The sequence below is a fragment of the Streptomyces sp. NEAU-W12 genome, assembly GCF_026242095.1.
In the GTDB taxonomy this organism is placed as follows: Bacteria; Actinomycetota; Actinomycetes; order Streptomycetales; family Streptomycetaceae; genus Streptomyces.
Map to the genome: position 1 here is coordinate 103,751 of NZ_JAPJDM010000021.1, position 21,648 is coordinate 125,398.

The following is a 21,648-nucleotide window of genomic DNA, read 5'->3' on the forward strand; positions in this document are numbered from 1 at the left end:
CCGGGGACGCACGCCGTGCACACCGTACGCCCTGGCGAAACTCCGATACCCAAAACGCCTGCCCCGGGAACGGGATCTCCGCGTGGGGAGCGCCTGCCTGCGTGCCGCCCGCCGGCCGTTCCCGGCCCGCACCGGTGGTGCCGTACCCCTCGCTCACGTCCTGCCGCCCCTCGGTGACGTTCGGTCAAACCCAGCGCGTACTGCGGAAGTTGCTGCCGCCCGGTGCCTTGCGGAGGACGATCCTACGTTTCCTGCCCCGGGGTGCATCAAGAGTCTCACGACGACAGGTGCACGGGCGTGCGGTCCCAGTCCGATGGCAGTGAAGGTACCGCCCACGACGGATCCGGGCGCCAGTTCTGCCAGCCGTCCGAGAACGGGGCTCCCCACCGGGAGATCACGGCCGTCGCCGCCCGGCCCGCCTCCCGCACCCGGCCGGCCAGCGCGGCGTCCACCAGTCCGTCCCGCTGGGCCTGTGCGAACTCGTCCTCGTCCCGCCAGTGCCAACTGCGGTCCGGGTGAACGGAGATGTCCAGAAAGTGGTCCTCGGAGTCCACCCCGCCGGCCCAACGGGCCAGCGGTTCCTCCAGGTTCACGTACCAGTTCTTGAACCGCCAGTCCTGGTCCCAGAACAGCCACACCGACCAGGGCTCACCGGGCCGGGCCAGTTTCAGCACACCGGTCCCGGTCCAGCGGCCGCGCTGGACCGTACGGGGCTTGGTGTACCGGGTGGGGAGGGGTTCCTGGTGCACGGGGGTGCCGTCGGCGAGCACCGGCTTCACGCACTCGGTGCCGGGTGCCATCCACGCGGCGAGCAGTTCGGGATCGTCGCGCACGACCGTGACGGGGCGCGCGATGTGCAAGCGCGCGCCGCCGTTCTCCCGGTAGCGCCACAGGACCTGCGTCCCCGGTGCCCAGTGGCCGTTCCCGCGTCCTGCCGCTCCGCCCTCTGCCATGGGCAGATATTAGGTGCCGCAGGCACAGATCGCTGCGGTCCCCGTCACGCTTCACCCGTGCGGAACACCGGAGACACGGCGTGGACACGGAGGGGACGCGACGGGGAAGCGACGGGGGGCGGCCGGGACGCGGCGGAGCGGTACGCCTCGGCCGCGCCGCCTCACGGGCGCGTCATCCGCAGGACGTCCAGCGCCTCGTCGAGCTGCTCCACGGTGAGGTCGCCGCGCTCGACGTACCCGCTCTCCAGGACCACCTGACGGATGGTCTTCCGCTGCGCCAGCGCCTTCTTGGCGACCTTCGCGGCCTCCTCGTAGCCGATGTACCTGTTGAGCGGGGTGACCACGGACGGCGAGGACTCGGCGTACTCCCGGGCCCGCTCGCGGTCGGCGACGATCCCGTCGACCGTGCGGTCGGCGAGCAGCCGGGAGGCGTTCGCGAGCAGCCTGATCGACTCCAGGACGTTCTTCGCGATGACCGGCAGCATCACGTTGAGCTCGAAGTTGCCGGCGGCACCGGCGGTGGCGACGGTCGCGTCGTTGCCGACGACCTGCGCGCTCACCATGAGCACGGCCTCCGGGACGACCGGGTTGACCTTGCCGGGCATGATCGAGGAGCCGGGCTGGAGGTCGGGCAGGGTGATCTCGGCGAGGCCGGTGCGGGGGCCCGAGGCCATCCAGCGCAGATCGTTGGCGATCTTCGTCAGGCCGACCGCGATCGTCCGCAGCTGGCCGCTGGTCTCCACGATGCCGTCCCGCGCGCCCTGCGCCTCGAAGTGGTCGCGGGCCTCGGTCAGCGGCAGCCCGGTGACCCGGGCGACCTCCTCGATGACGGCGGCCGGGAACCCGGGCGGGGTGTTGATGCCGGTGCCGACGGCGGTCCCGCCGAGGGGCAGCTCGGCCAGCCGGGGAAGGGAGGCGTGCAGCCGCTCGACCCCGTACCGCACCTGGGCCGCGTACCCGCCGAACTCCTGCCCGAGGGTGACGGGCGTGGCGTCCATCAGGTGCGTGCGCCCCGACTTCACCACGTCGGTGAACTCCTCGGCCTTGCGCTCCAGCGAGGCCGCGAGGTGCTCGAGGGCCGGTACGAGGTCCCGGGTGACGGCGGCGGTGGCGGCGATGTGGATCGAGGACGGGAAGACGTCGTTGGACGACTGGGAGGCGTTGACGTGGTCGTTGGGATGCACGGGGCGCCCGAGCCGCTCGGTCGCCAGGGTGGCGATGACCTCGTTGGTGTTCATGTTGGAGGAGGTGCCCGAGCCCGTCTGGAACACGTCGACGGGGAAGTGCTCGTCCCACTTCCCCCCGGCGACCTCCCCGGCCGCCTCGCCGATCGCCTCGGCGATGTCCTCGTCCAGCACGCCGAGACGCGCGTTCACCTTCGCCGCGGCGCCCTTGATCCGGGCGAGGGCCTCGATGTGGGCGCGTTCGATGCGCTGCCCCGAGACCGGGAAGTTCTCCACGGCCCGCTGCGTCTGGGCCCGCCACTTGGCGTCGGCGGGTACCTTCACCTCCCCCATGGAGTCGTGCTCGATGCGGTAGTGCCGGTTGTCGTCCGTGGTCGTCATCGTCGTACCTCCGAAGGTCCACAGCAGTGGTGCGGACCGTGTGTATTCCTGCCGGCCCCTTGCCGGCGTTCCGCGCGGGTACCCGCAACTGACTCCGCCCCGCCACGAGGGAGTGGCGGGGCGGAGCGCCGCGTGGAGAACGGCGTCGGCCGGATGCCCCGCAGGCACGCGTCGTCGGCCGGGAGGCCGGTTCGCGGGGACGTGCTCTCACCGACCCGCGGGGGGACGGCCGCCCGGCCGCCCGGCCGCCCGCGTACGGCGCCGGGCCGGCCGGGCGCCGCACGCGTCCGCTACGGGTGTCGGCGTCGGAGGGCGTGGTGAGCGTGCCGCCGTCGGCCCCGGCGTGGACCCCCGTACACCGGCGGGCCGGGAACCGGGGGCTTCCCGGTTTCAGGAGACGGCCTGCTGCCAGAGGGTGTGGGCGATGCCGTCGGCCGCGCGGTTCAGGCCGGTGGTGTTGATGTTGGTGAGGGTGTCGCAGGACCGGTGGTAGCAGGGGTCGTAGGAGGAACCGGCCGTGCCGCCCCATTTGGCGGCCTGTGCGGACGTCTTGCGGGCGCCGGCGCCCGTCGCGTAGCCGGAGGTGGGGATGCCGGCCTGCTGGAAGGGGTAGTCGTCGCTGCGCCCGGCGCCCTCGGTGTTCTCCTCGGGGCGCAGACCCAGCGAGTCCCAGTACGCCTTCATCGGCGCGGCGGCCGACGAGGTGATGCGGTTGATGAAGTAGCCGCCGTTGGTCGAGGCGATCATGTCGAAGTTGTAGTACGCCCGGATCCTGGAGCGCTGGGTGGAGGACAGTGAACGGACGTAGAACTCGGAGCCGTTGAGGCCCTGCTCCTCGTCGGTCCACCAGGCGAAGCGGACCCGGTTGCGCATGGCCGGGTTCTGCTGGGCCAGGGTCAGGGCGTTCTCCAGGAGTGCGGCCGAGCCGGAGCCGTTGTCGTTCATGCCGGGGCCCGTCGAGACGCCGTCGAGGTGGGCGCCGAACACGTACACGTGGTCCGTGTCGCCCTGCGGCCACTCGGCGATCAGGTTGGGACCCGCTCCCCTGGTGCAGCCGGAGGTGCAGGGCTGCTCGGTGACGGTGTACCCGGCCGCCTGCAGCTTGCCCTTCACGTAGGCGACCGAGTCGCGGTACCCCTGGGTGGTGGAGCGGCGGTTGCCGCCGTTGCGGCCGGCGATGGCGCTGAGCTCGCTCAGGTGGGCCCGCACCTTCGTCACGTCGACGTCGGGCGCGGCGAGCGCGTTCACGGCGGTGACGGACCGGCCCGTGTCCGCGGGAGCGGCGGCCGCAGCGGGGAGTGTTCCGCAGCCGAGCACGACGGCGAGGGAGAAGCTCGCCACGGTGAATCGTCGTCTCACACTGTCTCCTTCGGGAGGTGGCCGTGGGGCGGGCCACAGGGAGCCTGGCATGGCGTGCGCATGTCAAGGTGGCGAGAAGGCTCACAGGGAAGGTCGGGAGAGTCAACGGAAACGGGCTCCGTGCGGACAGGTTGTCCAAAAAAAGAACACGCCGTCCGCTATTCGGGCGCACGGAACCCCGCGGCAGCCCCCGCGGGCGTTTCCGGGGCTGTCCTGAGGGCGCGCCGGTGCCGGGTCGGCCCAGCCGGCCGAGGACGGACTGCGGGGGTGGGCCGCCCCCCGGCCGTCCGGCGTTCGGGGGGCGGGGCCCGGTCGGGGCCGAAGGGGGTTCGGGGCGTGGTCCCGGGGACGGGAGGGAGGCGGCGGCGAGGGCTGAAACCCTCGGCCGCCGCCCCGGGGGTACTACGCCGGCCCCGGCCCCCGCACCGGAATCGACGTGAACGTGGGAGCCGGCGCCGGGTCCTGGAAGAAGTCGTTGCCCTTGTCGTCGACGACGACGAACGCCGGGAAGTCCTCGACCTCGATCTTCCAGACCGCCTCCATGCCCAGCTCCTCGTACTCCAGGACCTCGACCTTCTTGATGCAGTCCTGGGCGAGCCGGGCGGCCGGCCCGCCGATCGAGCCGAGGTAGAAGCCGCCGTGCGCGTCGCACGCGTCGGTGACCTGCTTGCTGCGGTTGCCCTTGGCGAGCATCACCTTGGAGCCGCCCGCCGCCTGGAACTGCTCGACGTAGGAGTCCATGCGGCCGGCCGTGGTCGGACCGAAGGAGCCGGACGCGTAACCCTCGGGGGTCTTGGCCGGACCGGCGTAGTACACCGGGTGGTCCTTGAGGTACTGCGGCATCCCCTCGCCCGCGTCCAGCCGCTCCTTGATCTTGGCGTGCGCGATGTCGCGGGCGACGACCAGCGGACCGGTGAGCGAAAGCCGGGTCTTGACGGGGTACCTGGTGAGCTCCGCCAGGATGTCGTCCATCGGCTGGTTCAGGTCGATCCGGACGACGTCACCCTCGGTCTCGAGGTGCTCGTCCGTCGTCTCCGGGAGGAACCGCGCGGGGTCCCGCTCCAACTGCTCGAGGAAGACGCCCTCGGCGGTGATCTTCGCGACGGCCTGGCGGTCGGCGGAGCAGGAGACGGCGATCGCCACCGGGCAGGACGCGCCGTGCCGCGGCAGCCGGACCACGCGGACGTCGTGGCAGAAGTACTTGCCGCCGAACTGGGCGCCGATACCGATCCTCTGGGTCAGCTCGAAGACCTTGTCCTCCAGCTCCCTGTCGCGGAAGCCGTGGCCCAGCGGGGAGCCCTCGGAGGGGATCTCGTCGAGGTAGTGCGCGGACGCGTACTTCGCGGTCTTCAGCGCGTACTCGGCGGACGTGCCGCCGACGACGATCGCCAGGTGGTACGGCGGGCAGGCGGCCGTGCCGAGCGAACGGATCTTCTCCTCCAGGAACTTCATCATGGAGGACTCGTTCAGGACGGCCTTGGTCTCCTGGTAGAGGAAGCTCTTGTTGGCGGAGCCGCCGCCCTTGGCCATGAACAGGAACTTGTAGGCGCCGCCGTCGGTGGCGTACAGCTCGATCTGGGCGGGGAGGTTGGAGCCGGTGTTCTTCTCCTCCCACATCGTCAGGGGCGCCATCTGGGAGTAGCGCAGGTTGAGGTTGTGGTACGCGTCGTAGATCCCCCGGGACAGGGCCTCCTCGTCACCGCCCTCGGTGAGCACGTTCTGGCCGCGCTTGCCCATGACGATCGCGGTGCCGGTGTCCTGGCACATGGGGAGCACGCCGGCCGCCGCGATGTTGGCGTTCTTCAGCAGGTCCAGGGCGACGAACTTGTCGTTGGACGAGGCCTCGGGGTCGTCGATGATGCGGCGCAGCTGGCTGAGGTGGGCGGGGCGGAGGTAGTGCTGGATGTCGCGGATGGCCTCTTCGGCGAGCCTGCGCAGCGCCCGGGGCTCCACCTTGAGGAAGGTCCGTCCGTCGGCCTCGAAGGTGGAGACACCTTCGGAGGTCACCAGCCGGTAGGGGGTGGTGTCCTCTCCCATGGGGAGCAGATCCGCGTACTCGAACTCAGGCATCTCGCCCATTCCTCACTCGACAGGTGGCCGCCCGCCGGCGTCGGCGGGCGGCCACCAGCGTAGGACCTGCCGCGGCGGGGGAACTTGTGAGGTTGTCCTCAGTCGCCGTGGGCCACGGGCCCGGCCGGGGGTCCTCGTGCCTCCCGTCCCGTGCTTCCCGCCCGTGGTTCCCGTGGTGTCCGCGAGTATTTCGCGACAGGGGGTAGTCGCGATCTATCGCGTTTGGGTACGCTGCTGCCGTGGACCTTCAGAAGCACGCCCAGCCGCAGGACAGCGCACCGCGGGCCGCCGAGCTGCGCGTCTCGGACGCCGACCGCGACCGTGTCGCCGACCTTCTGCGCGATGCCCTCGCCGAAGGCAGGCTGACGCCCGAGGAGCACTCCGAGCGTGTCGAGGGTGTACTGGCCGCCAAGACCGCCGGGGAGCTCGAGGTGTTCGTGCGGGACCTGCCGGGCGCCCACCAGCGGCGACCGGCCCCTGCCGCGGCGCCCGGCCGGCCCGCCGCGGGTGCCATCCCGATGGACCCCGACGACAACGTGGTCGCGGTCTTCAGCGCCGCCACCCGCAAGGGCCGCTGGCGGGCGGGCCGCCACATCCACGCGTACGCGGTCTTCGGCAACGTCGAGATAGACCTCAGTGAGGCGATCTTCGACCACCAGCAGGTCATGATCAAGGCCTTCTCGGTCTTCGGCAACGTCGAGGTCCGCGTACCGCAGAACGTGTCGCTGCGCGGCATGGGCGGGGGCGTCCTCGGCAACTTCGAGGTGGCCTCGCTGGACGCGGAGGACCCCGAGGCGCCGGTGGTCTACGTGGACGGCTGGGCGGTACTGGGCAACGTCGAGGCGCGGGCCAAGCGGGGCAAGCTGGTGGCGGACATCCTCGACCGGGTGCAGCGCTCGGTGGACAAGAGCCTGCGGTGGCGCCAGGACCGTTGACACGCGTGCAGCGGGGTGGACGCGGGCGCGGAAGCGGAGGCGTCCCGTCGCTGCGGTGGGGCCGGCGGTGCGGTGGCGGAACGTGCCGGATTCCGGTTGCGGAAGCGGCGGTTCGGGACTCAGTGCATAGGCGTGCGCACAGCGGGTAGGCCTTGCTGCATCGTCTCTCGCTCGCGAAGCCGTCGTCAGGAGTAGACCCGTGCCGCAACCGCCGCATTCTTCCCTGCAGGTAGCTGCCGTTCCGGCCCAGCGGGTGCCGACGCGCGACAGGGACCAGGACGCGCCCTGGCACACCGAGGCGGTGTGCCGGCGCGACGAGGCAGGACTGTTCTTCGCCCCGTCGAAGGAGCCCACGGCCGCCAGGCTCTCCCGCGAGGAGGCCGCGAAGCGGGTCTGCGCCCGCTGTCCGGTGATGGTGGAATGCCGGGAACACGCCCTGCTCCAGCCCGAGCCCTACGGCGTCTGGGGCGGCCTGACCGCCGCCGAGCGCCGCGTGGTCCTGGCCCGACGCCGCCGCCGGGACCTGGAACTCCAGAAGGCGGCCCGCGCCGGCGGCCCCATAGCGGCAGCAGGCTGACCGGCCCCCGGCACCGGCACCGCACCCCCGGCCCGCCCAGGGGTGCGGGGAACCGCGCGGCCTGTGCTCACACGGGGTGCGTTCCCGGCACCGGGTGACCCGCCGGGGGCGCGGGTCACCGCGCGACGCCCACCGCACGGGGGACGCCTTTCCCGCGCCGGTGGCACAGGAAGGGGCCGCGGGGGACCGCGCGCCCGGCCACAGCGGATCCGCGCCGTCCGACGGGACCGCCGGACGGCGCGAGGCGGGGGACCCACGGACCGCACACCCGTGGGCCGCCCGCACGACCTCCGGCGGACCCCGCGGAGCTACTTCGCCCGGTCGAAGTCCACCGCACTGTACGCACGCAGCTTGCTCAGCCGGTGCTCGGAGTCGATCCGCCGGACCGTCCCCGACTTGGACCGCATCACGATGGAGTCGGTCGTGGCGGTCTCGGACCGGTACCGCACCCCGCGCAGCAGTTCGCCGTCGGTGATGCCGGTGGCCACGAAGAACACGTTGTCGCTCGTGACGAGGTCCGCGTCGGTCAGCACCCGGTCCAGGTCGTGCCCCGCGTCGACCGCGCGCTGCCGCTCCGCGTCGTCCTGCGGCCACAGCTTGCCCTGGAGGGTGCCGCCGAGGCACTTCACGGCGCAGGCCGAGATGATGCCCTCGGGGGTGCCGCCGATGCCGAGCAGCAGGTCGATGCCGGTGCCCTCGCGCAGGGCGAGGATCGAGCCGGCCACGTCACCGTCGGAGATCAGCTTGATGCGCGCCCCGGTCTCCCGGATCTCCTTGATGATGCCCTCGTGCCGAGGCCGGTCGAGGATCACCACCGTCACGTCCTCGGGGGTGGCCCGCTTGGCCCTGGCGACCCGGCGGATGTTCACGGACACGGGCGCGTCGATGTCGACGAAGTCGGCGGCCTCGGGTCCGGTGACCAGCTTGTCCATGTAGAACACGGCGGACGGGTCGAACATCGAGCCGCGCTCGGCGGCGGCCAGTACGGCGATCGCGTTGGTCATGCCCTTGGCGGTCAGCGTGGTGCCGTCGATCGGGTCGACGGCGATGTCGCACTCGGGCCCGGTCCCGTCGCCCACGCGCTCCCCGTTGAAGAGCATCGGGGCCTCGTCCTTCTCCCCCTCGCCGATGACGACGACGCCGTTCATCGAGACGGTGGAGACGAGGGTGCGCATGGCCCGTACCGCGGCACCGTCGGCGCCGTTCTTGTCGCCGCGCCCGACCCAGCGCCCGGCGGCCATCGCGGCGGCCTCGGTGACCCGGACGAGTTCCATGGCGAGGTTGCGGTCGGGAGCTTCGGAGGGCACATCGAGTTCGGACGGCAACTGATGATTCTCGGTCATCGGAGCGCACCTTTCTGTACGACGACGGCCGGATGAGGGTGTTGAGCCCGACTCTAGCGCCGGGCAGACAGAATGAGCAGGGGGCCCCACGGATGAGCGGGCCGGGCGCCTGCGACGATAGGGGGCGTGGCAGGAACGAACAGCACCCAGAAGTCGGCCCGGGACATGATCCTTTCCCTGGGTCTCATCTTGCTCGCCGCGGGAGTGATCTGGCTGTTCATCCCGCACGACGACAGCGAGCCCGACCTCAAGCGGGTCGACTACCGCGTCGACCTGCTCACCGCGCGCCGTGCCGCCGCCTACGCGGTGGCCGCGCCCGAGGGGCTGCCCGAGGCGTGGAAGCCCACCTCCGTCCGTTTCCAGGGCGAGGAGTTCGACGCCTGGCACCTCGGCTACCGGGCCCCCGACGGGGAGTACGTGGCGGTCGAGCAGTCGACTCGGAAGCCGGTGGTCTTCATCGAGGACGAGACCCAGGGCGCGGAGAGGACCGGGAGGACGCAGCAGATCGCCGGCAAGACCTGGACCCGGTACGAGGGCGATCAGTACGACGCGCTGGTGCTCGAGGACGAGGACTCGACCACGGTGGTGACGGGCACGGCGTCCTTCGCCCGGCTGACGGAGATGGCCGAGGCCCTGCGCACCGAATCCGACTGACCGGCATGCGACCAGGACCCCCCGACGCGCCGTCGGGGGGGTCCTGGTCGCATGCGCGTGCTGTGCGCGCCGCGGCGCGGCGCCGGCGGTGATCGGACGGTGCTGGCGACCCGGTCAGACGGTGGTGACGACCTGGTCGTACTCCGGGCGCGGGCTGCGCGGGAACCAGGCGTCCTGGCCGGGGCGGCCGATGTTGACGACCATCAGCGGGGTGTGGTCGTCGTCGAGGAACTCCTTGCGGATGCCCTCGAGGTCGCAGCCGGTCATCGGGCCGGCGGCCAGACCCGCGGCGCGCACGCCGACGATGAAGTACGCGGCCTGGAGGGTGGCGTTCAGCGCGGCGTTGTTCTCCCGCATCGAGCGGTCGGCGGCGAACATGTCCTTGGCCTGCGGGAAGTGCGGGAAGAGGCGCGGCAGCTCCTCGTGGAACTCGTTGTCCGCGGAGAGGATCGCGACCAGCGGGGCGGTGGCCGTCTTGGACCTGTTGCCCTCGGACATGTGCTGGACGAGGCGCTCGCGGGCCTCGGGGGAGCGGACCAGGGTGACGCGCAGCGGCGACTGGTTCATGGAGGTCGGGCCGTACTTGACCAGGTCGTGGATGGCCTGCACCTGCTCGTCGGTCACCGGCTCGTCGGTGAACGTGTTGGCGGTGCGCGCCTCACGGAAGAGCAGGTCCTGGGCGGCGGCGTCAAGAACGAGAGACATGCGTGATCTTCCTGGGGGAGGGGGTGTCGGCTCCGCGCGGTCGGCGGGAAGCCCGTGACGGAAAAAACGTTACGCCAGAGAAGTTCAATGTTCAATCAAAGCGGGGGTCGGTCGAGGCGGGGAGCAGTGGCACGTGTCACCTTTCCGCCGGTCGAGTGACGCGGCTCACGTCGGTCCCCCGATCACTTCCTCGCGCGCCCGCAGTCCTCACCAGAGCAGTGCGCCACCACTCCGATGCAGAGGGGACCCGCCCGACATGACCGCCACCGCCAAGGGCCCGGCCGGCTACTTCCCGTCGATCGAGAAGAAGTACGGCCGTCCGGTCGCGGAGTGGAAGGAGCTGATCCGCTCCTCGCCGCTCGTCAAGCACATGGAGCTGGTCGCCTGGCTCAAGACCGAGCACGGCCTGGGCCACGGCCACGCGAACGCCCTCGTCGCCCACACCCTGGCCGAGGACGCCGGGGGCAACGTCCAGTAGCCCCCGCCCGCCCCTCCACCGGTACGGGCCGGGCGGGCGGGCCGCGCGCGGCCTTACAGGTCCCCGGACCCCTCCTCCGCGCGCCCCGCGCCGGCGCTCTCCTCCGCGAGTGCCGCGTCCAGCCGGGCCCGTGCCCCGTCCAGCCGGCTCCGGCACGCCTTGGCCAGCTCCTCGCCCCGCTCCCAGAGCGCGAGCGACTCCTCCAGCGTCGTACCGCCCGTCTCCAGGCGGCGTACGACCTCGATCAGCTCGTCCCGCGCCTGCTCGTACCCGAGCGCCTCGGCCGCGGCCTCCGCCTGCCCGGCGGTCCCCGCCACCTGCTCCGCCTGCCCGGTCTGCTCCGTCTTGCTGGTCATCCGCCCACCCTACGCATCGACTCGGACACTGAACTCGCCCTCGGACACCCGCGCCCGCAACGCCTCACCGGCCGCCACCTCGCCCGGATCACGCACCGCCTGCCCGTCGGCCCGCTGCAGCACGGCGTACCCGCGCTTCAGCGTCGCGGCGGGGGACAGGGCCACCACGCGCGCGTGCGTGTGCGTCAGCTCGGAGTCGGTCCGGTCCAGCTGGTGCCGCAGGGAGCGCCGGGCCCGGTCGAGCAGTGCGGTGACCTCCTGGGCCCGCCCGTCGACCATCCGGTGCGGTTCCTCCATCGAGGGCCGGGCCAGCGCATGGGCCAGCCCCCGTTCCTCCCGGTCGACGAACGCCTGGACGCAGCGCCGCGCACGGTCGCGCAGCAGCCGCACCCGCTCGTACTCCTCGCCCACGTCCGGGACCACCTTCTTGGCGGCGTCCGTCGGAGTGGAGGCCCGTACGTCGGCGACATGGTCCAGGAGCGGATGGTCCGGCTCGTGCCCGATCGCGGAGACGACCGGCGTACGGCAGGCCGCCACCGCCCGCACCAGCTGCTCGTCGGAGAACGGCAGCAGGTCCTCCACGCTGCCCCCGCCCCGCGCCACGACGATCACGTCCACCTCGTCGACCGCGTCCAGCTCCTTCACGGCCTGGACGACCTGCGGCACCGCGTGCACGCCCTGCACGGCGACATTGCGCACCTCGAAGCGGACGGCGGGCCAGCGGCGGCGGGCGTTCTCCAGCACGTCCCGCTCGGCGGCCGAGGCGCGTCCGCAGACCAGCCCGACCAGCCGCGGCAGGAACGGCGGCGTCTTCTTCCGCTCCGGCGCGAACAGCCCCTCCCGCGCGAGGGACTTCTTCAGCTGCTCGAGCCGCGCGAGCAGCTCCCCGACCCCGACCGGCCTGATCTCGGCGGCCCGCAGCGACAACTGCCCGCGCGGGGCGTACCACTCGGGCTTGCAGTGGACCACGACCCGCGCGCCCTCGCCGACGACGTCGGCGACGGCGTCGAACACCTGCCGGTAGCAGGTCACACCGACGGAGATGTCGTACGAGGCGTCCCGCAGCGTCATGAACACCACGCCGGCACCCGGCCGCCGCGACAGCTGGGTGATCTGCCCCTCGACCCACACCGCGCCGAGCCGGTCGATCCACCCCCCGATGAGCCGCGACACCTCACCGACCGGGATGGGCGCTTCCGCAGACGTGTTGACAGCCATGCCGTGAGAGTAGTGCGAGCCGCCGACATCCCGGGCCGCCACGAGGGCGGCGCCCCTTCCGCCGTACACCGCCCGCCCGTGCCCGCACACCGTCCGTCCGTCTCCGTGCACCGTCCGCCCATGCTCCCGGTGCGCCGGTGCGCCCTGCTCGCCACCCCCCGTGCACCCGCGGCCCGGGCCGGTCCGGTGCCTCCCGCCGGACGCGATCACCGGGCGGTCGGACGTGGCCCTTACGATGGGACGCATGACCGCTTCGCCTGGCCGCCGTGTCCTGCTCGCCGCCCCCCGGGGCTACTGCGCGGGCGTGGACCGCGCCGTGATCGCCGTCGAGAAGGCCCTGGAGCAGTACGGGGCCCCCGTCTACGTCCGGCACGAGATCGTGCACAACAAGTACGTCGTGCAGACCCTGGAGAAGAAGGGCGCTGTCTTCGTCGAACGGACGGAGGAGGTGCCGCCGGGCAACATCGTCATGTTCTCCGCGCACGGCGTGGCCCCCGTCGTCCACGAGGAGGCCGAGCGCGGCCGGCTCGCCACCATCGACGCGACCTGCCCGCTGGTCACCAAGGTGCACAAGGAAGCGGTCCGGTTCGCGGGCGAGGACTACGACATCCTCCTGATCGGGCACGAGGGCCACGAGGAGGTCATCGGCACCTCCGGCGAGGCCCCCGACCACATCCAGCTCGTCGACGGCCCCGGGGACGTCGCCAAGGTCGAGGTCCGTGACCCGTCGAAGGTCGTCTGGCTCTCCCAGACCACCCTCTCGGTGGACGAGACCATGGAGACCGTCGACGCCCTCAAGGACAAGTTCCCCCAGCTGATCTCCCCGCCCAGCGACGACATCTGCTACGCCACGCAGAACCGCCAGCTCGCGGTCAAGCAGATGGGCGCCGAGGCGGACCTGGTGATCGTGGTCGGCTCGCGGAACTCCTCGAACTCCAAGCGTCTCGTCGAGGTCGCCAAGATCGCGGGCGCCCGCGACGCCCGTCTGGTGGACTTCGCCGACGAGATCGACGAGTCCTGGCTGGAGGGTGTCTCCACGGTCGGCGTCACCTCGGGCGCCTCGGTGCCGGAGATCCTGGTCGAGCAGGTCCTGGAACGGCTCGCGCAGCGCGGCTTCGAGGACGTCGAGATCGTCAAGGCCGCGGAGGAGTCCATCATCTTCTCGCTGCCCAAGGAGCTGCGCCGCGACCTGCGCGAGGAGGCGGCGACACTGGTGGCGGAGCGCGGCGGCACGGGGACGGGCCAGGCCCCGGCGTAGTGCGGTCGGCGCGGTGCGCCGACCGGTGAGAGCGCCCGGGGACGTGACGGCGTGACGTCGTCACGTCCCCATTCCTCACCCCGTGTCCGATCGGTGACGGCCTTCGATTCGGTGACCGTTCACCGTCCGGCTTAACGTGGTTCCATGCAGATCTTCGGTGTGGACATCGGCGGGTCCGGGATCAAGGGTGCCCCGGTAGACCTGGACAAGGGGGACCTGGCGCAGGAGCGCTGCAAGGTCCTCACCCCGCACCCGGCCACGCCGGACGCGGTGGCCGACGGGGTCAAGCAGGTCATCGACCACTTCGGCTGGACCGGCCCGGTCGGGGCCACCTTCCCGGGCGTGGTCACCGACGGCACCACGATCCGTACGGCGGCCAACGTCGACAAGAGCTGGATCCACACCGACGCGCGCGTCCTGCTCGGCGACCGCCTCGGCGGTCTGCCCGTGACCGTCGTCAACGACGCGGACGCGGCGGGCATCGCCGAGATGCAGTTCGGCGCCGGCAAGGGCCGCCGGGGCACGGTCATCATGCTGACGTTCGGCACGGGCATCGGCAGCGCCGTGTTCACGGACGGCGTCCTGGTCCCCAACACGGAGCTCGGCCACCTGGAGCTGCACGGCCACGACGCGGAGAAGCAGGCGTCCAGCAAGGCCAGGGAGGACGGCGAGCTGACGTGGGAGCAGTGGGCGCACCGGGTGCAGAAGTACCTGGCGCACGTGGAGATGCTGTTCTCGCCCGAGCTGTTCGTGATCGGTGGCGGTGTCAGCCGCAAGTCCGAGAAGTTCCTGCCCCACATCGAGGGCATCAAGGCCGAGATGGTCCCCGCGCAGCTGCAGAACAACGCGGGCATCGTGGGAGCGGCGATGCGGGCGGCCACCGGGATGTAGGACCACGGGGACGTAGGGCCACAGGGCACCGGGCGCCTCCGGGTGTCCGGACACCCGCCGCCACCCCGGACGTCAGGCCCGGTCCCGGGCGGCGGCGGTCCGCCGGTTGATCGTACGGATCATGCGCATCCGCCGGCCGAGCACGATCACACCGGCGACCAGGGTCCCCCCGTACAGCCAGCCGGCCTGGGTGGCCAGGCCGGTCACCATGCCCATGAGCCGGCCGCCGATTCCTCCGTCGCCCTCGTCGGCGACCGGGACCAGGCCCAGGGCGAAGGCGATCGGGACGACGACGGGCGCGGTGAGCAGGTCCCCCTCACGCACCCACAGAGCGGTCAGCACGCACGCCGGCAGGAACAGTACGCCGTACACGACCTGGGACGCCCCGAACAGCAGCGCGACGAGGGACCCGAGCGTCAGCATCACGAGCCCGCAGAAGAGGCCGCCGCCGAGGCCGGTGAGCCGGGGGTTCGGCAGCCGCCTGGCCGCGGCGGAAGGAGCGGGCCGGCGGACCGGCGCGGGCCCGCGCCGTGCCGGGCGGGCGGGCCGGGCGGACCGCGCGACACCGCCCCCGGGGGCCCGCCCCGCCTGCGGAGGCAGCGGCGGCTTGGGCGGCCGGGCCGGCCGGTCGCGTCGCGGTCCGTACTGGGCAGGTCGCGTGCTGTGTTGCTCCACTGGACCAACCTAGGTCTGTTTATGTGCCGAATGGGCTGTCAGACACGCCGAGGAGCGGAGGCTGTCCAAGCGTTCGATTCGTAGGCGGGGTGGAGGCGGGGACGCCGTAGACTGGTGGATCGGCCCGCGCGCCCAGTCGGCCGGCCCTCGTCCCCCATCCTCACGTACGGGAAGTCGCAACGTGTCGCTCACGATCGGAATCGTCGGTCTGCCGAATGTCGGCAAGTCGACCCTGTTCAACGCCCTGACCAAGAACGACGTGCTGGCGGCCAACTACCCGTTCGCCACCATCGAGCCGAACGTCGGCGTCGTCGGCGTCCCCGACGCCCGGCTGGCGAAGCTCGCGGAGATCTTCGGCTCCCAGCGGGTCCTCCCGGCCACGGTCGACTTCGTCGACATCGCGGGCATCGTGCGCGGCGCCAGCGAGGGCGAGGGCCTCGGCAACAAGTTCCTGGCGAACATCCGGGAGTCCGACGCGATCTGCCAGGTCATCCGCGCCTTCCAGGACGAGAACGTCGTCCACGTCGACGGCAAGGTCTCGCCGAAGGACGACATCGAGACGATCAACACCGAGCTGATCCTCGCCGACCTGCAGACCATCGAGAAGGTCCTGCCGCGCCTGCAGAAGGAGTCGCGGATCAAGAAGGACATCGCGCCCAAGGTCAAGGCGGTCGAGGAGGCCAAGGAGATCCTGGAGAGGGGCGACACGCTCTTCACGCACGGCATCGTCCAGGGCGGCGAGCGCAACGAACTCCTGCACGACCTGCACCTGCTCACCACCAAGCCCTTCCTCTACGTCTTCAACGTCGACGAGGACGAGCTGACCGACGAGGAATTCAAGAACGAGCAGCGCGCCCTGGTCGCCCCCGCCGAGGCGATCTTCCTCAACGCCAAGCTGGAGGCGGACCTCGCCGAGCTCGACGAGGAGGACGCCATGGAGCTGCTGGAGTCGGTCGGCGCCGAGGAGCCCGGCCTCGCCACCCTCGCCCGCGTCGGCTTCAACACCCTCGGCCTGCAGACCTACCTGACCGCGGGCCCGAAGGAGTCCCGCGCCTGGACCATCAAGCGCGGAGCCACCGCCCCCGAGGCCGCCGGAGTCATCCACACCGACTTCCAGAAGGGCTTCATCAAGGCCGAGGTCATCTCCTTCGACGACCTCGTCGAGACCGGCTCGGTCGCCGAGGCCCGGGCCAAGGGCAAGGCCCGCATGGAAGGCAAGGACTACGTCATGCGCGACGGCGACGTGGTGGAGTTCCGCTTCAACGTCTGACATCTCATCAAATATGGTGCCCGGCCCGCTTGTTGGTGGGTCGGGCGTAGACGTCTGTCCGCGGGAAGTCCTCGTCTGCGAAGTGTTGTGGCTGAGGGTCGACCTGGTTGGAGTGGTTGTGGCCGACGCTTCAGACCTTGACGACCTCTACGGAGGGGCCGCACAGAAGCGTCAGGTCCTCGGGGTCGGAAGTAAGGATCGTGGCCGGCTGGGGCGCGTTGCGGGCGATGACGGCGAAGGCGGCGTCGATGGCGTACTTGTGGCCGTGGAGATGATGGGCGCGAAGGAGGGCGGCGGCTTCGTCGGTGACCTCTCTGGTGACATCGTGAACATCGACGCGGGAGAGGACCCACTTGACGCGGGCCGGGTGGATCCGCTCGTAATCGGCCTCCAGAGTGGTCATGGCGCTGGTGATCACGCGGATGCCCTCCTCCGAGGCCGCCTGGACCAGAGCCACGACGGTGCGGTCCTTGCGGTAGAGCTTGGAGAGTCCTTCGCTGTCGAGCAGCAGGGTGCCGGGCATCAGGCGGCGGCACCGCCTACCTGTCGGTGGTCATGGCGCAGCAGCGCGCGCGCGGCCTCGACCTCCTCGCGGGTGAGCTCGTCATTGTCGGTCTCGAAGTCGGCGACGATCTCCCGAAGCTTGTCCATGGCGACCCGTTGTTCGAGGGCTTCGGCGACGTAGGCGGAGAAGCCGCCGGGGCCGACATGGGCGCGTACGGCCTCGGCAAGGTCCTCGGGCAGGCTGATGGAGTACTTTCTGCTACTGCTCATGGTGCCGATCCTACCGGCGGTCGTAACTCTGTGGGTGTGAACAGTCATGGCGGCGCCGGAGGCGGCTCGGCGCGTCCGGCGCCGCCATGCGGGAGGCTGCCCGGTCCGCAGACGGTCACGCCGGGGCTCGACGCGATTCGCGCCGCAAGACGGAGCGAGGCCGTGCCCGCTGAACGGAATATCCGCACCCATCTCGCCCTTATCCGCCCCAGGGTGACTGCGGAGCTTGGCGTGCCACAGCCGAGTACCTGGAGAGGGTTCCGAAAGGGACTTTTCCCGAGCCCGCCGTGGACTATCGGATCTCGGGAATCCACGACCTCCCCGTCCTCGATTCTGAGATCGAGCTGGCGCCTGGCGTATGGATCGACGGGACGGCGTCGATGCCTGTGCCCGCCCATGCCTGCATCACTCTGACCGACGTGACCGGCGTGACCGACGGCGAAGCCGCTGTCCTCGTGCGATGGCTCCGGGACTCCTTCGTGCCCGCACCCCACCGCGTCTGGTTCGCGAACAGCCTTGTTGTGGCGAACGGCGAGCGGGACCCCTGGCCACTTCCGGCCGGGGGTGGCGACGAAGGGATCGCGACAGAGCTGCGCAGGCGCCTCGGCTCCGTCGAGACCCTCGTGGGCCAGTCCGCAGCCAGTCCGCAGGGCACCCGCAAACAGCCATCGGGAGCCAACGCACGCCAACGGATAAATGGCTGGTCAGAGCCCTGGATGTGGCTCTGCCGCAGGTCAGGATCGGGTCGCAGGCGTTCCGCTTCAACGTGTGATGGGGCAGTGAAACGGATCTGACCTGCGAGAAAGCAGGTCAGATCCGGGGCTCTGGCGTTCTGCGGTGGGCCGGAGCCTGATGGCGGAGGAGTCCGGCGAGTGGTTCCCGGGCGCGCGTCCGGGCCGAGCACGGTATCGCTCGTGCCGGCGTGAGCGCAGGGAGATGCCCGGTGGTTGATCTTTTCCTGCAGTGGCCGACGCATGCGGGTACCTTTCCTGGGGAACTCGGGTAGGTCTGCATTCGCCGAGGAGGGTCATGGACGTAACTGGCACCGGCGCGGGGGACCTCCCCGTACCCGGCCCCCAGGCGTGGTCCGGTGCCCTGCTCGGTGCGACGCTGGAGGGCGTGCGCACGGCTGTCGTCGTCGTCGACGCCGACGGACTCGTCGTCTCGGCCAACGACGCGGCCCAGGAGGTGCTGGGTCGCAGCCTCGGGGAACTGGTCGGGCAGGATTCCCACGACCTGCTGCACCGCGACAGCCACGGGCACGCCCCGCCCCGTACGCGCTGCCGGCTGAGGGACGCGCTGCTCGCCGGGAGGACCGAGCACGGTGACTCGGAGTGGTTCGCCCGCGGGGACGGCACGCTTGTCCGGCTGTCCTGGCTCGTCGCACCCTGTTCCTCCGGATCGGGGGAACAGGGCGCGCTGGTGCTGTTGTACAAATCGGATCAGGTCGTGTCGGACGAGGACGACGACGGGGTCCCGGCGTCGCTGGCGGAGCTGGACCGCCTGGCCCTGCTGGCGGAGACGACCACCCAGCTGACGTCCACCCTGGATGTGGACGAGGCGCTGCGCCGGCTGGCGGCCCTGACGGTGCCCCGGCTCGCGGACTGGGCGGTGATCGATCTGCTCACCGAACGGGACGAGGTCCGGCGCGCCCTGGTGACGGAGCACAAGGACGGGATCCTGGTCGAGCGGGGGGACCTGCAGGGGCCCATGCCCCCTGTGCCGGGGGAGTCCCCGATGCCCCTTTCGCGCGCTCTGCGCGGTGCCGCGTCCTCCCTGGCCGACCCCGCCACCTATCAGGGGCCGCCCGATTCCGGAATCGCGGTCGAGCAGGGTCGCCTGTTCACCGAGACGGGCATGCACTCCGCTGTCATCGCACCCATCAGGGGGCTGCGCGACGTGCTCGGAGCCCTGACCCTGGGACGCTCGAAACGTCCTGGCGCCTTCACCGCCGCCGACCTGCCGCTGCTGGAGGAGATCACCCGCCGGGCGGGCCTGGCGCTGGACAACGCGCGTCTGTACCAGCGCCAGCGCAAGGTCGCCGAAACCATGCAGCGCCACCTGCTGCCCCAGCTCCCCACCGTGCCCGGGGTGGAGATGACGGCGCGGTACGTGCCCGCTCCGCACGCCTCCTACGTCGGCGGTGACTGGTACGACGTCTTCGCCCTGACCGACAGCTCCCACGCCCTGGCGGTCGGCGACGTCGTCGGGCACGACCTCGACGCCGCAGCCGGCATGGCGCAGGTCCGCAACATGCTGCGGGCCTTCGCGTGGTCCCGGCCCCAGGCCACGCCCAGCGCCGTCGTCACCCAGCTCGACGACGCCGTGAAGCACATAGCCGAGGTCCCCATGGCGACCATGATCCTGGCCACGCTCGGGCTCGGTGACGACGGGCTGTGGCGACTGTGCTGGACGAACGCGGGCCACCCCCCTCCGCTGCTGATCGGCCACGACGGCAGGGCCCGCTACCTCACCGGCGCCCACGGCATCCTGCTCGGGACCGGACTGCTCCGGCCCCGTCCCGACACCGTCACCGTCCTGCCGCCCCGCACCACCGTCCTGCTCTACACCGACGGCTTGGTCGAGTCCCCGCACCACTCCATCGACCACGGACTGGACCGGTTGCGCCGGCACGCGGCCGCCCTTGCCCACCGCCCTCTGGAGTCCTTCTGCGACCTGCTGCTGGAGCAGGTCCGCCCCGGCGACAACGACGACGACGTCGCCATGCTGGCGCTGCGCACGCCCCCTCGTGCGTAGACCGGAGGCCACGCGGCCGGCTTGTGGTGACGTCCTGCCGCAGAGGGGCTGTCAGCGGTGCGTGGCACAGTGCGGCCATGAGCTACGACCTGGCAGTGTGGGAAGGGGCCGAGCCCGCTGACGACGCGAGGGCGGGAGAGGTCTTCACCCGGCTGTACGACCGTCACATCGACACGGACGAAGAGTTCCCGGCGTCACCGCGTATCGCCGAATACGTCGCCCGGCTTCTGGCGCGATGGGCCGACCTCGCGGAAGACGAGGAGGAGGACACCTCTCCCTGGTCCACCGGGCCGCTGATCGACGAGGCGGCCGGTCCGCTCGTCCACTTCTCGATGCGCTACAGCATGGCCGAAGAGGTCTCGGCGTACGCCGCGGACCTTGCGGCATCGATGGGACTCGTCTGCTTCGATCCGCAGGCAGGGGTGCTGCGGCCGTGACCGCCTCAAGGAGACCAGGTGGGCGCAGGGGCGGGGAGACGAGAGATCCACCGCGGGAGGAAACGCCGTCGCCGGTCCGGGGAGAGGGCGCCCCCTCCGCCGTGCCGACGGTCCACGGGGACGCTCCGGCCGCCCGGGTCGAGACGGTCACCGGCCGGTCGGCCGGGATCACCGCGCACCACCCGGCGTCGGGTCCGTCGTTCTCGACGTCCGGTGGGCGGACAGGTATGACACCCGGTGCCGAGGGGTACTTCGGTGCGGACAAAACGCCCGCGACGCACCGGGAAGCGAGGAACACATGAAGGTGGGTTACAAGCTGGCAGCCGAGGCGTTCGGCCCGGCGGAGCTGGTACGGCAGGCGGTTCTCGCGGAGAAGGCGGGCTTCGACTTCGTCGAGATCAGCGACCACTACCACCCCTGGCTGGACAACCAGGGCCATTCACCGTTCGCCTGGACCGTCCTCGGGAGCATCGCGGCCAGGACCTCACGGATCGGGCTGGCGACCGGCGTGACGTGCCCCACCGTGCGCTACCACCCCGCGATCATCGCTCAGGCCGCGGCGACCCTCTCCCTCCTCTCGGAGGGGCGCTTCGTCCTCGGCGTCGGCTCGGGCGAGCGGCTCAACGAGCACGTCGTCGGCCACGGCTTCCCCGACGCGGTCCGCACCCGGCACGAGATGCTCAGGGAGGCCCTGGAGATCATCCGGCTGTTGTGGAGCGGGGGGTACCGGTCCTACGAAGGGAAGCACCTGCGGCTGGAGGACGCCCGGGTCTTCGACCTGCCCGAGGAACTCCCCCTGATCGCGGTGGCCGCCAGCGGCCGGGTGTCGACGCGTATCGCCGCCGAACTGGGCGACGGGCTGTTCGCCACCGAGGACAAGCCGGAGATCGTCCGGCACTACCGTGACGCCGGCGGCACCGGCCCGCGCTACGCGGAGGTTCCCATGGCCTGGGCACCCGACGCGCACACCGCGGCGAAGGCCGCCCTGGAGACCTCGCGATGGGCCCTGACCGGGTGGAAGGTCATGAGCGAGCTGCCCAATCCGGTCAACTTCGAGGCGGCCACCACCACCGTGCGCGAGGAGGACGTCCTGGAGAAGTTCGCCTGCGGCGCGGACCCCGCCCGGTACCTCGAGGTGGCGCAGCCGTTCGTCGACGCGGGCTTCGACAGGCTGGTCATGCAGAACGCCGGTCCCGACCCCGACGGCTTCATCGACTTCTACCGGAGCGAACTCGACGGGCGCATCCGGCAGCTGGAGCCGAACGGCACACAGGCCCGAACCGAGCCGTGAGCCGAACGGCACGTGGCGGGCGGTGCGCCGCCCACAGGCTGCCCCGGCCAGCCGGTCGCCCGGTCGGCACACCGCGGCGTCT

Annotated in this window: 21 protein-coding genes; 10 read left to right on the plus strand and 11 right to left on the minus strand. The window is 71.3% G+C overall.

Going from position 1 to position 21,648, the window contains the following annotated elements; translation table 11 throughout:
* Nucleotides 1–275 precede the first annotated feature (275 nt).
* From ORI94_RS25165 to ORI94_RS25180, 4 genes are all read right to left on the minus strand, one after another.
* Complete coding sequence (locus ORI94_RS25165) at nt 276–953, minus strand: DUF402 domain-containing protein (protein WP_266079603.1); 678 nt, start codon at nt 951–953, stop codon at nt 276–278.
* A 161-nt stretch (nt 954–1,114) separates the two neighbouring features.
* A complete protein-coding gene (locus tag ORI94_RS25170; RefSeq protein WP_266079605.1) occupies nt 1,115–2,518 on the minus strand; it encodes a class II fumarate hydratase in 1,404 nt (467 codons plus the stop codon).
* 390 nt (nt 2,519–2,908) lie between these two features.
* The gene (locus ORI94_RS25175) at nt 2,909–3,877 is read right to left on the minus strand and encodes a M28 family metallopeptidase (protein WP_266079607.1); all 969 of its coding nucleotides are present in this window, start codon (nt 3,875–3,877) and stop codon (nt 2,909–2,911) included.
* 402 nt (nt 3,878–4,279) lie between these two features.
* Entirely contained in the window at nt 4,280–5,956 is a 1,677-nt protein-coding gene (locus ORI94_RS25180; protein WP_323056088.1) for a fumarate hydratase, read from the minus strand.
* Between the two features lie 230 nt (nt 5,957–6,186).
* Between ORI94_RS25180 and ORI94_RS25185 the strand changes: the two genes are divergently transcribed.
* Both ORI94_RS25185 and ORI94_RS25190 read left to right on the plus strand, forming a co-directional pair.
* Nucleotides 6,187–6,882 carry a DUF1707 SHOCT-like domain-containing protein gene (locus tag ORI94_RS25185; RefSeq protein ID WP_266079610.1) on the plus strand — a complete coding sequence of 232 codons (696 nt, stop codon included), beginning with the start codon at nt 6,187–6,189 and terminating at the stop codon, nt 6,880–6,882.
* A 199-nt stretch (nt 6,883–7,081) separates the two neighbouring features.
* Entirely contained in the window at nt 7,082–7,459 is a 378-nt protein-coding gene (locus ORI94_RS25190) for a WhiB family transcriptional regulator (RefSeq protein WP_266079612.1), read from the plus strand.
* Between the two features lie 308 nt (nt 7,460–7,767).
* Here the strand turns inward: ORI94_RS25190 and glpX are convergent, their stop codons facing one another.
* A complete protein-coding gene (gene glpX, locus ORI94_RS25195) occupies nt 7,768–8,802 on the minus strand; it encodes a class II fructose-bisphosphatase (RefSeq protein WP_266079614.1) in 1,035 nt (344 codons plus the stop codon).
* 126 nt (nt 8,803–8,928) lie between these two features.
* Here glpX and ORI94_RS25200 point away from each other — a divergent pair, with 126 nt between their 5' ends.
* Nucleotides 8,929–9,456 (plus strand): DUF4245 domain-containing protein, encoded by a 528-nt coding sequence (locus tag ORI94_RS25200; RefSeq protein ID WP_266079616.1) that lies wholly within the window; start codon nt 8,929–8,931, stop codon nt 9,454–9,456.
* Nucleotides 9,457–9,570: 114 nt separating this feature from the next.
* Here the strand turns inward: ORI94_RS25200 and ORI94_RS25205 are convergent, their stop codons facing one another.
* Nucleotides 9,571–10,161, minus strand: coding sequence for a malonic semialdehyde reductase (locus tag ORI94_RS25205; RefSeq protein WP_266079618.1), 591 nt, complete (start codon nt 10,159–10,161; stop codon nt 9,571–9,573).
* A 256-nt stretch (nt 10,162–10,417) separates the two neighbouring features.
* Here ORI94_RS25205 and ORI94_RS25210 point away from each other — a divergent pair, with 256 nt between their 5' ends.
* On the plus strand, nt 10,418–10,639 hold the full coding sequence (locus ORI94_RS25210; RefSeq protein ID WP_266079620.1) for a DUF4287 domain-containing protein: 222 nt from the start codon (nt 10,418–10,420) through the stop codon (nt 10,637–10,639).
* A gap of 53 nt (nt 10,640–10,692) precedes the next feature.
* Here ORI94_RS25210 and ORI94_RS25215 read toward each other — a convergent pair whose 3' ends face one another.
* Both ORI94_RS25215 and xseA read right to left on the minus strand, forming a co-directional pair.
* Nucleotides 10,693–10,995 carry an exodeoxyribonuclease VII small subunit gene (locus ORI94_RS25215; RefSeq protein ID WP_266079622.1) on the minus strand — a complete coding sequence of 101 codons (303 nt, stop codon included), beginning with the start codon at nt 10,993–10,995 and terminating at the stop codon, nt 10,693–10,695.
* A gap of 9 nt (nt 10,996–11,004) precedes the next feature.
* On the minus strand, nt 11,005–12,213 hold the full coding sequence (xseA, locus tag ORI94_RS25220; RefSeq protein ID WP_266079624.1) for an exodeoxyribonuclease VII large subunit: 1,209 nt from the start codon (nt 12,211–12,213) through the stop codon (nt 11,005–11,007).
* Between the two features lie 235 nt (nt 12,214–12,448).
* Here xseA and ORI94_RS25225 point away from each other — a divergent pair, with 235 nt between their 5' ends.
* Nucleotides 12,449–13,471, plus strand: a complete 1,023-nt coding sequence (locus ORI94_RS25225) for a 4-hydroxy-3-methylbut-2-enyl diphosphate reductase (protein ID WP_266079626.1) — start codon at nt 12,449–12,451, stop codon at nt 13,469–13,471.
* A gap of 144 nt (nt 13,472–13,615) precedes the next feature.
* Nucleotides 13,616–14,362, plus strand: a complete 747-nt coding sequence (gene ppgK / locus ORI94_RS25230; protein ID WP_266079628.1) for a polyphosphate--glucose phosphotransferase — start codon at nt 13,616–13,618, stop codon at nt 14,360–14,362.
* Between the two features lie 72 nt (nt 14,363–14,434).
* Here ppgK and ORI94_RS25235 read toward each other — a convergent pair whose 3' ends face one another.
* Nucleotides 14,435–15,037 (minus strand): DUF6542 domain-containing protein, encoded by a 603-nt coding sequence (locus ORI94_RS25235; protein ID WP_266079630.1) that lies wholly within the window; start codon nt 15,035–15,037, stop codon nt 14,435–14,437.
* Between the two features lie 181 nt (nt 15,038–15,218).
* Between ORI94_RS25235 and ychF the strand changes: the two genes are divergently transcribed.
* The gene (gene ychF / locus ORI94_RS25240) at nt 15,219–16,307 is read left to right on the plus strand and encodes a redox-regulated ATPase YchF (RefSeq protein ID WP_266079632.1); all 1,089 of its coding nucleotides are present in this window, start codon (nt 15,219–15,221) and stop codon (nt 16,305–16,307) included.
* Nucleotides 16,308–16,437: 130 nt separating this feature from the next.
* Here ychF and ORI94_RS25245 read toward each other — a convergent pair whose 3' ends face one another.
* Complete coding sequence (locus ORI94_RS25245) at nt 16,438–16,830, minus strand: DNA-binding protein (protein WP_266079635.1); 393 nt, start codon at nt 16,828–16,830, stop codon at nt 16,438–16,440.
* Nucleotides 16,830–17,081 carry a hypothetical protein gene (locus ORI94_RS25250; protein ID WP_073946283.1) on the minus strand — a complete coding sequence of 84 codons (252 nt, stop codon included), beginning with the start codon at nt 17,079–17,081 and terminating at the stop codon, nt 16,830–16,832. The genes ORI94_RS25245 and ORI94_RS25250 overlap by 1 nt, the downstream gene beginning before the upstream one ends.
* Before the next feature lie 1,029 nt (nt 17,082–18,110).
* On the opposite strand from ORI94_RS25250, the gene ORI94_RS25255 reads away from it, so the two are divergent.
* The 3 genes from ORI94_RS25255 (at nt 18,111) to ORI94_RS25265 (ending at nt 21,566) form a co-directional block, all read left to right on the plus strand.
* Nucleotides 18,111–19,838 carry a SpoIIE family protein phosphatase gene (locus ORI94_RS25255; protein ID WP_266079641.1) on the plus strand — a complete coding sequence of 576 codons (1,728 nt, stop codon included), beginning with the start codon at nt 18,111–18,113 and terminating at the stop codon, nt 19,836–19,838.
* A 77-nt stretch (nt 19,839–19,915) separates the two neighbouring features.
* On the plus strand, nt 19,916–20,275 hold the full coding sequence (locus ORI94_RS25260) for a hypothetical protein (RefSeq protein WP_266079643.1): 360 nt from the start codon (nt 19,916–19,918) through the stop codon (nt 20,273–20,275).
* Between the two features lie 298 nt (nt 20,276–20,573).
* Nucleotides 20,574–21,566 carry a TIGR03557 family F420-dependent LLM class oxidoreductase gene (locus tag ORI94_RS25265; RefSeq protein ID WP_266079645.1) on the plus strand — a complete coding sequence of 331 codons (993 nt, stop codon included), beginning with the start codon at nt 20,574–20,576 and terminating at the stop codon, nt 21,564–21,566.
* Nucleotides 21,567–21,648 lie beyond the last annotated feature (82 nt).

Bases quoted from the DNA above. Each gene is read 5' to 3' on its own strand.
- ORI94_RS25165 (WP_266079603.1), bottom strand. From the start codon at position 953: ATGGCAGAGGGCGGAGCGGCAGGACGCGGGAACGGCCACTGGGCACCG.
- ORI94_RS25170 (WP_266079605.1), bottom strand. From the start codon at position 2,518: ATGACGACCACGGACGACAACCGGCACTACCGCATCGAGCACGACTCC.
- ORI94_RS25180 (WP_323056088.1), bottom strand. From the start codon at position 5,956: ATGGGCGAGATGCCTGAGTTCGAGTACGCGGATCTGCTCCCCATGGGA.
- glpX (WP_266079614.1), bottom strand. From the start codon at position 8,802: ATGACCGAGAATCATCAGTTGCCGTCCGAACTCGATGTGCCCTCCGAA.
- ORI94_RS25205 (WP_266079618.1), bottom strand. From the start codon at position 10,161: ATGTCTCTCGTTCTTGACGCCGCCGCCCAGGACCTGCTCTTCCGTGAG.
- ORI94_RS25210 (WP_266079620.1), top strand. From the start codon at position 10,418: ATGACCGCCACCGCCAAGGGCCCGGCCGGCTACTTCCCGTCGATCGAG.
- ORI94_RS25215 (WP_266079622.1), bottom strand. From the start codon at position 10,995: ATGACCAGCAAGACGGAGCAGACCGGGCAGGCGGAGCAGGTGGCGGGG.
- xseA (WP_266079624.1), bottom strand. From the start codon at position 12,213: ATGGCTGTCAACACGTCTGCGGAAGCGCCCATCCCGGTCGGTGAGGTG.
- ORI94_RS25225 (WP_266079626.1), top strand. From the start codon at position 12,449: ATGGGACGCATGACCGCTTCGCCTGGCCGCCGTGTCCTGCTCGCCGCC.
- ppgK (WP_266079628.1), top strand. From the start codon at position 13,616: ATGCAGATCTTCGGTGTGGACATCGGCGGGTCCGGGATCAAGGGTGCC.
- ORI94_RS25245 (WP_266079635.1), bottom strand. From the start codon at position 16,830: ATGCCCGGCACCCTGCTGCTCGACAGCGAAGGACTCTCCAAGCTCTAC.
- ORI94_RS25250 (WP_073946283.1), bottom strand. From the start codon at position 17,081: ATGAGCAGTAGCAGAAAGTACTCCATCAGCCTGCCCGAGGACCTTGCC.
- ORI94_RS25255 (WP_266079641.1), top strand. From the start codon at position 18,111: ATGGACGTAACTGGCACCGGCGCGGGGGACCTCCCCGTACCCGGCCCC.
- ORI94_RS25260 (WP_266079643.1), top strand. From the start codon at position 19,916: ATGAGCTACGACCTGGCAGTGTGGGAAGGGGCCGAGCCCGCTGACGAC.
- ORI94_RS25265 (WP_266079645.1), top strand. From the start codon at position 20,574: ATGAAGGTGGGTTACAAGCTGGCAGCCGAGGCGTTCGGCCCGGCGGAG.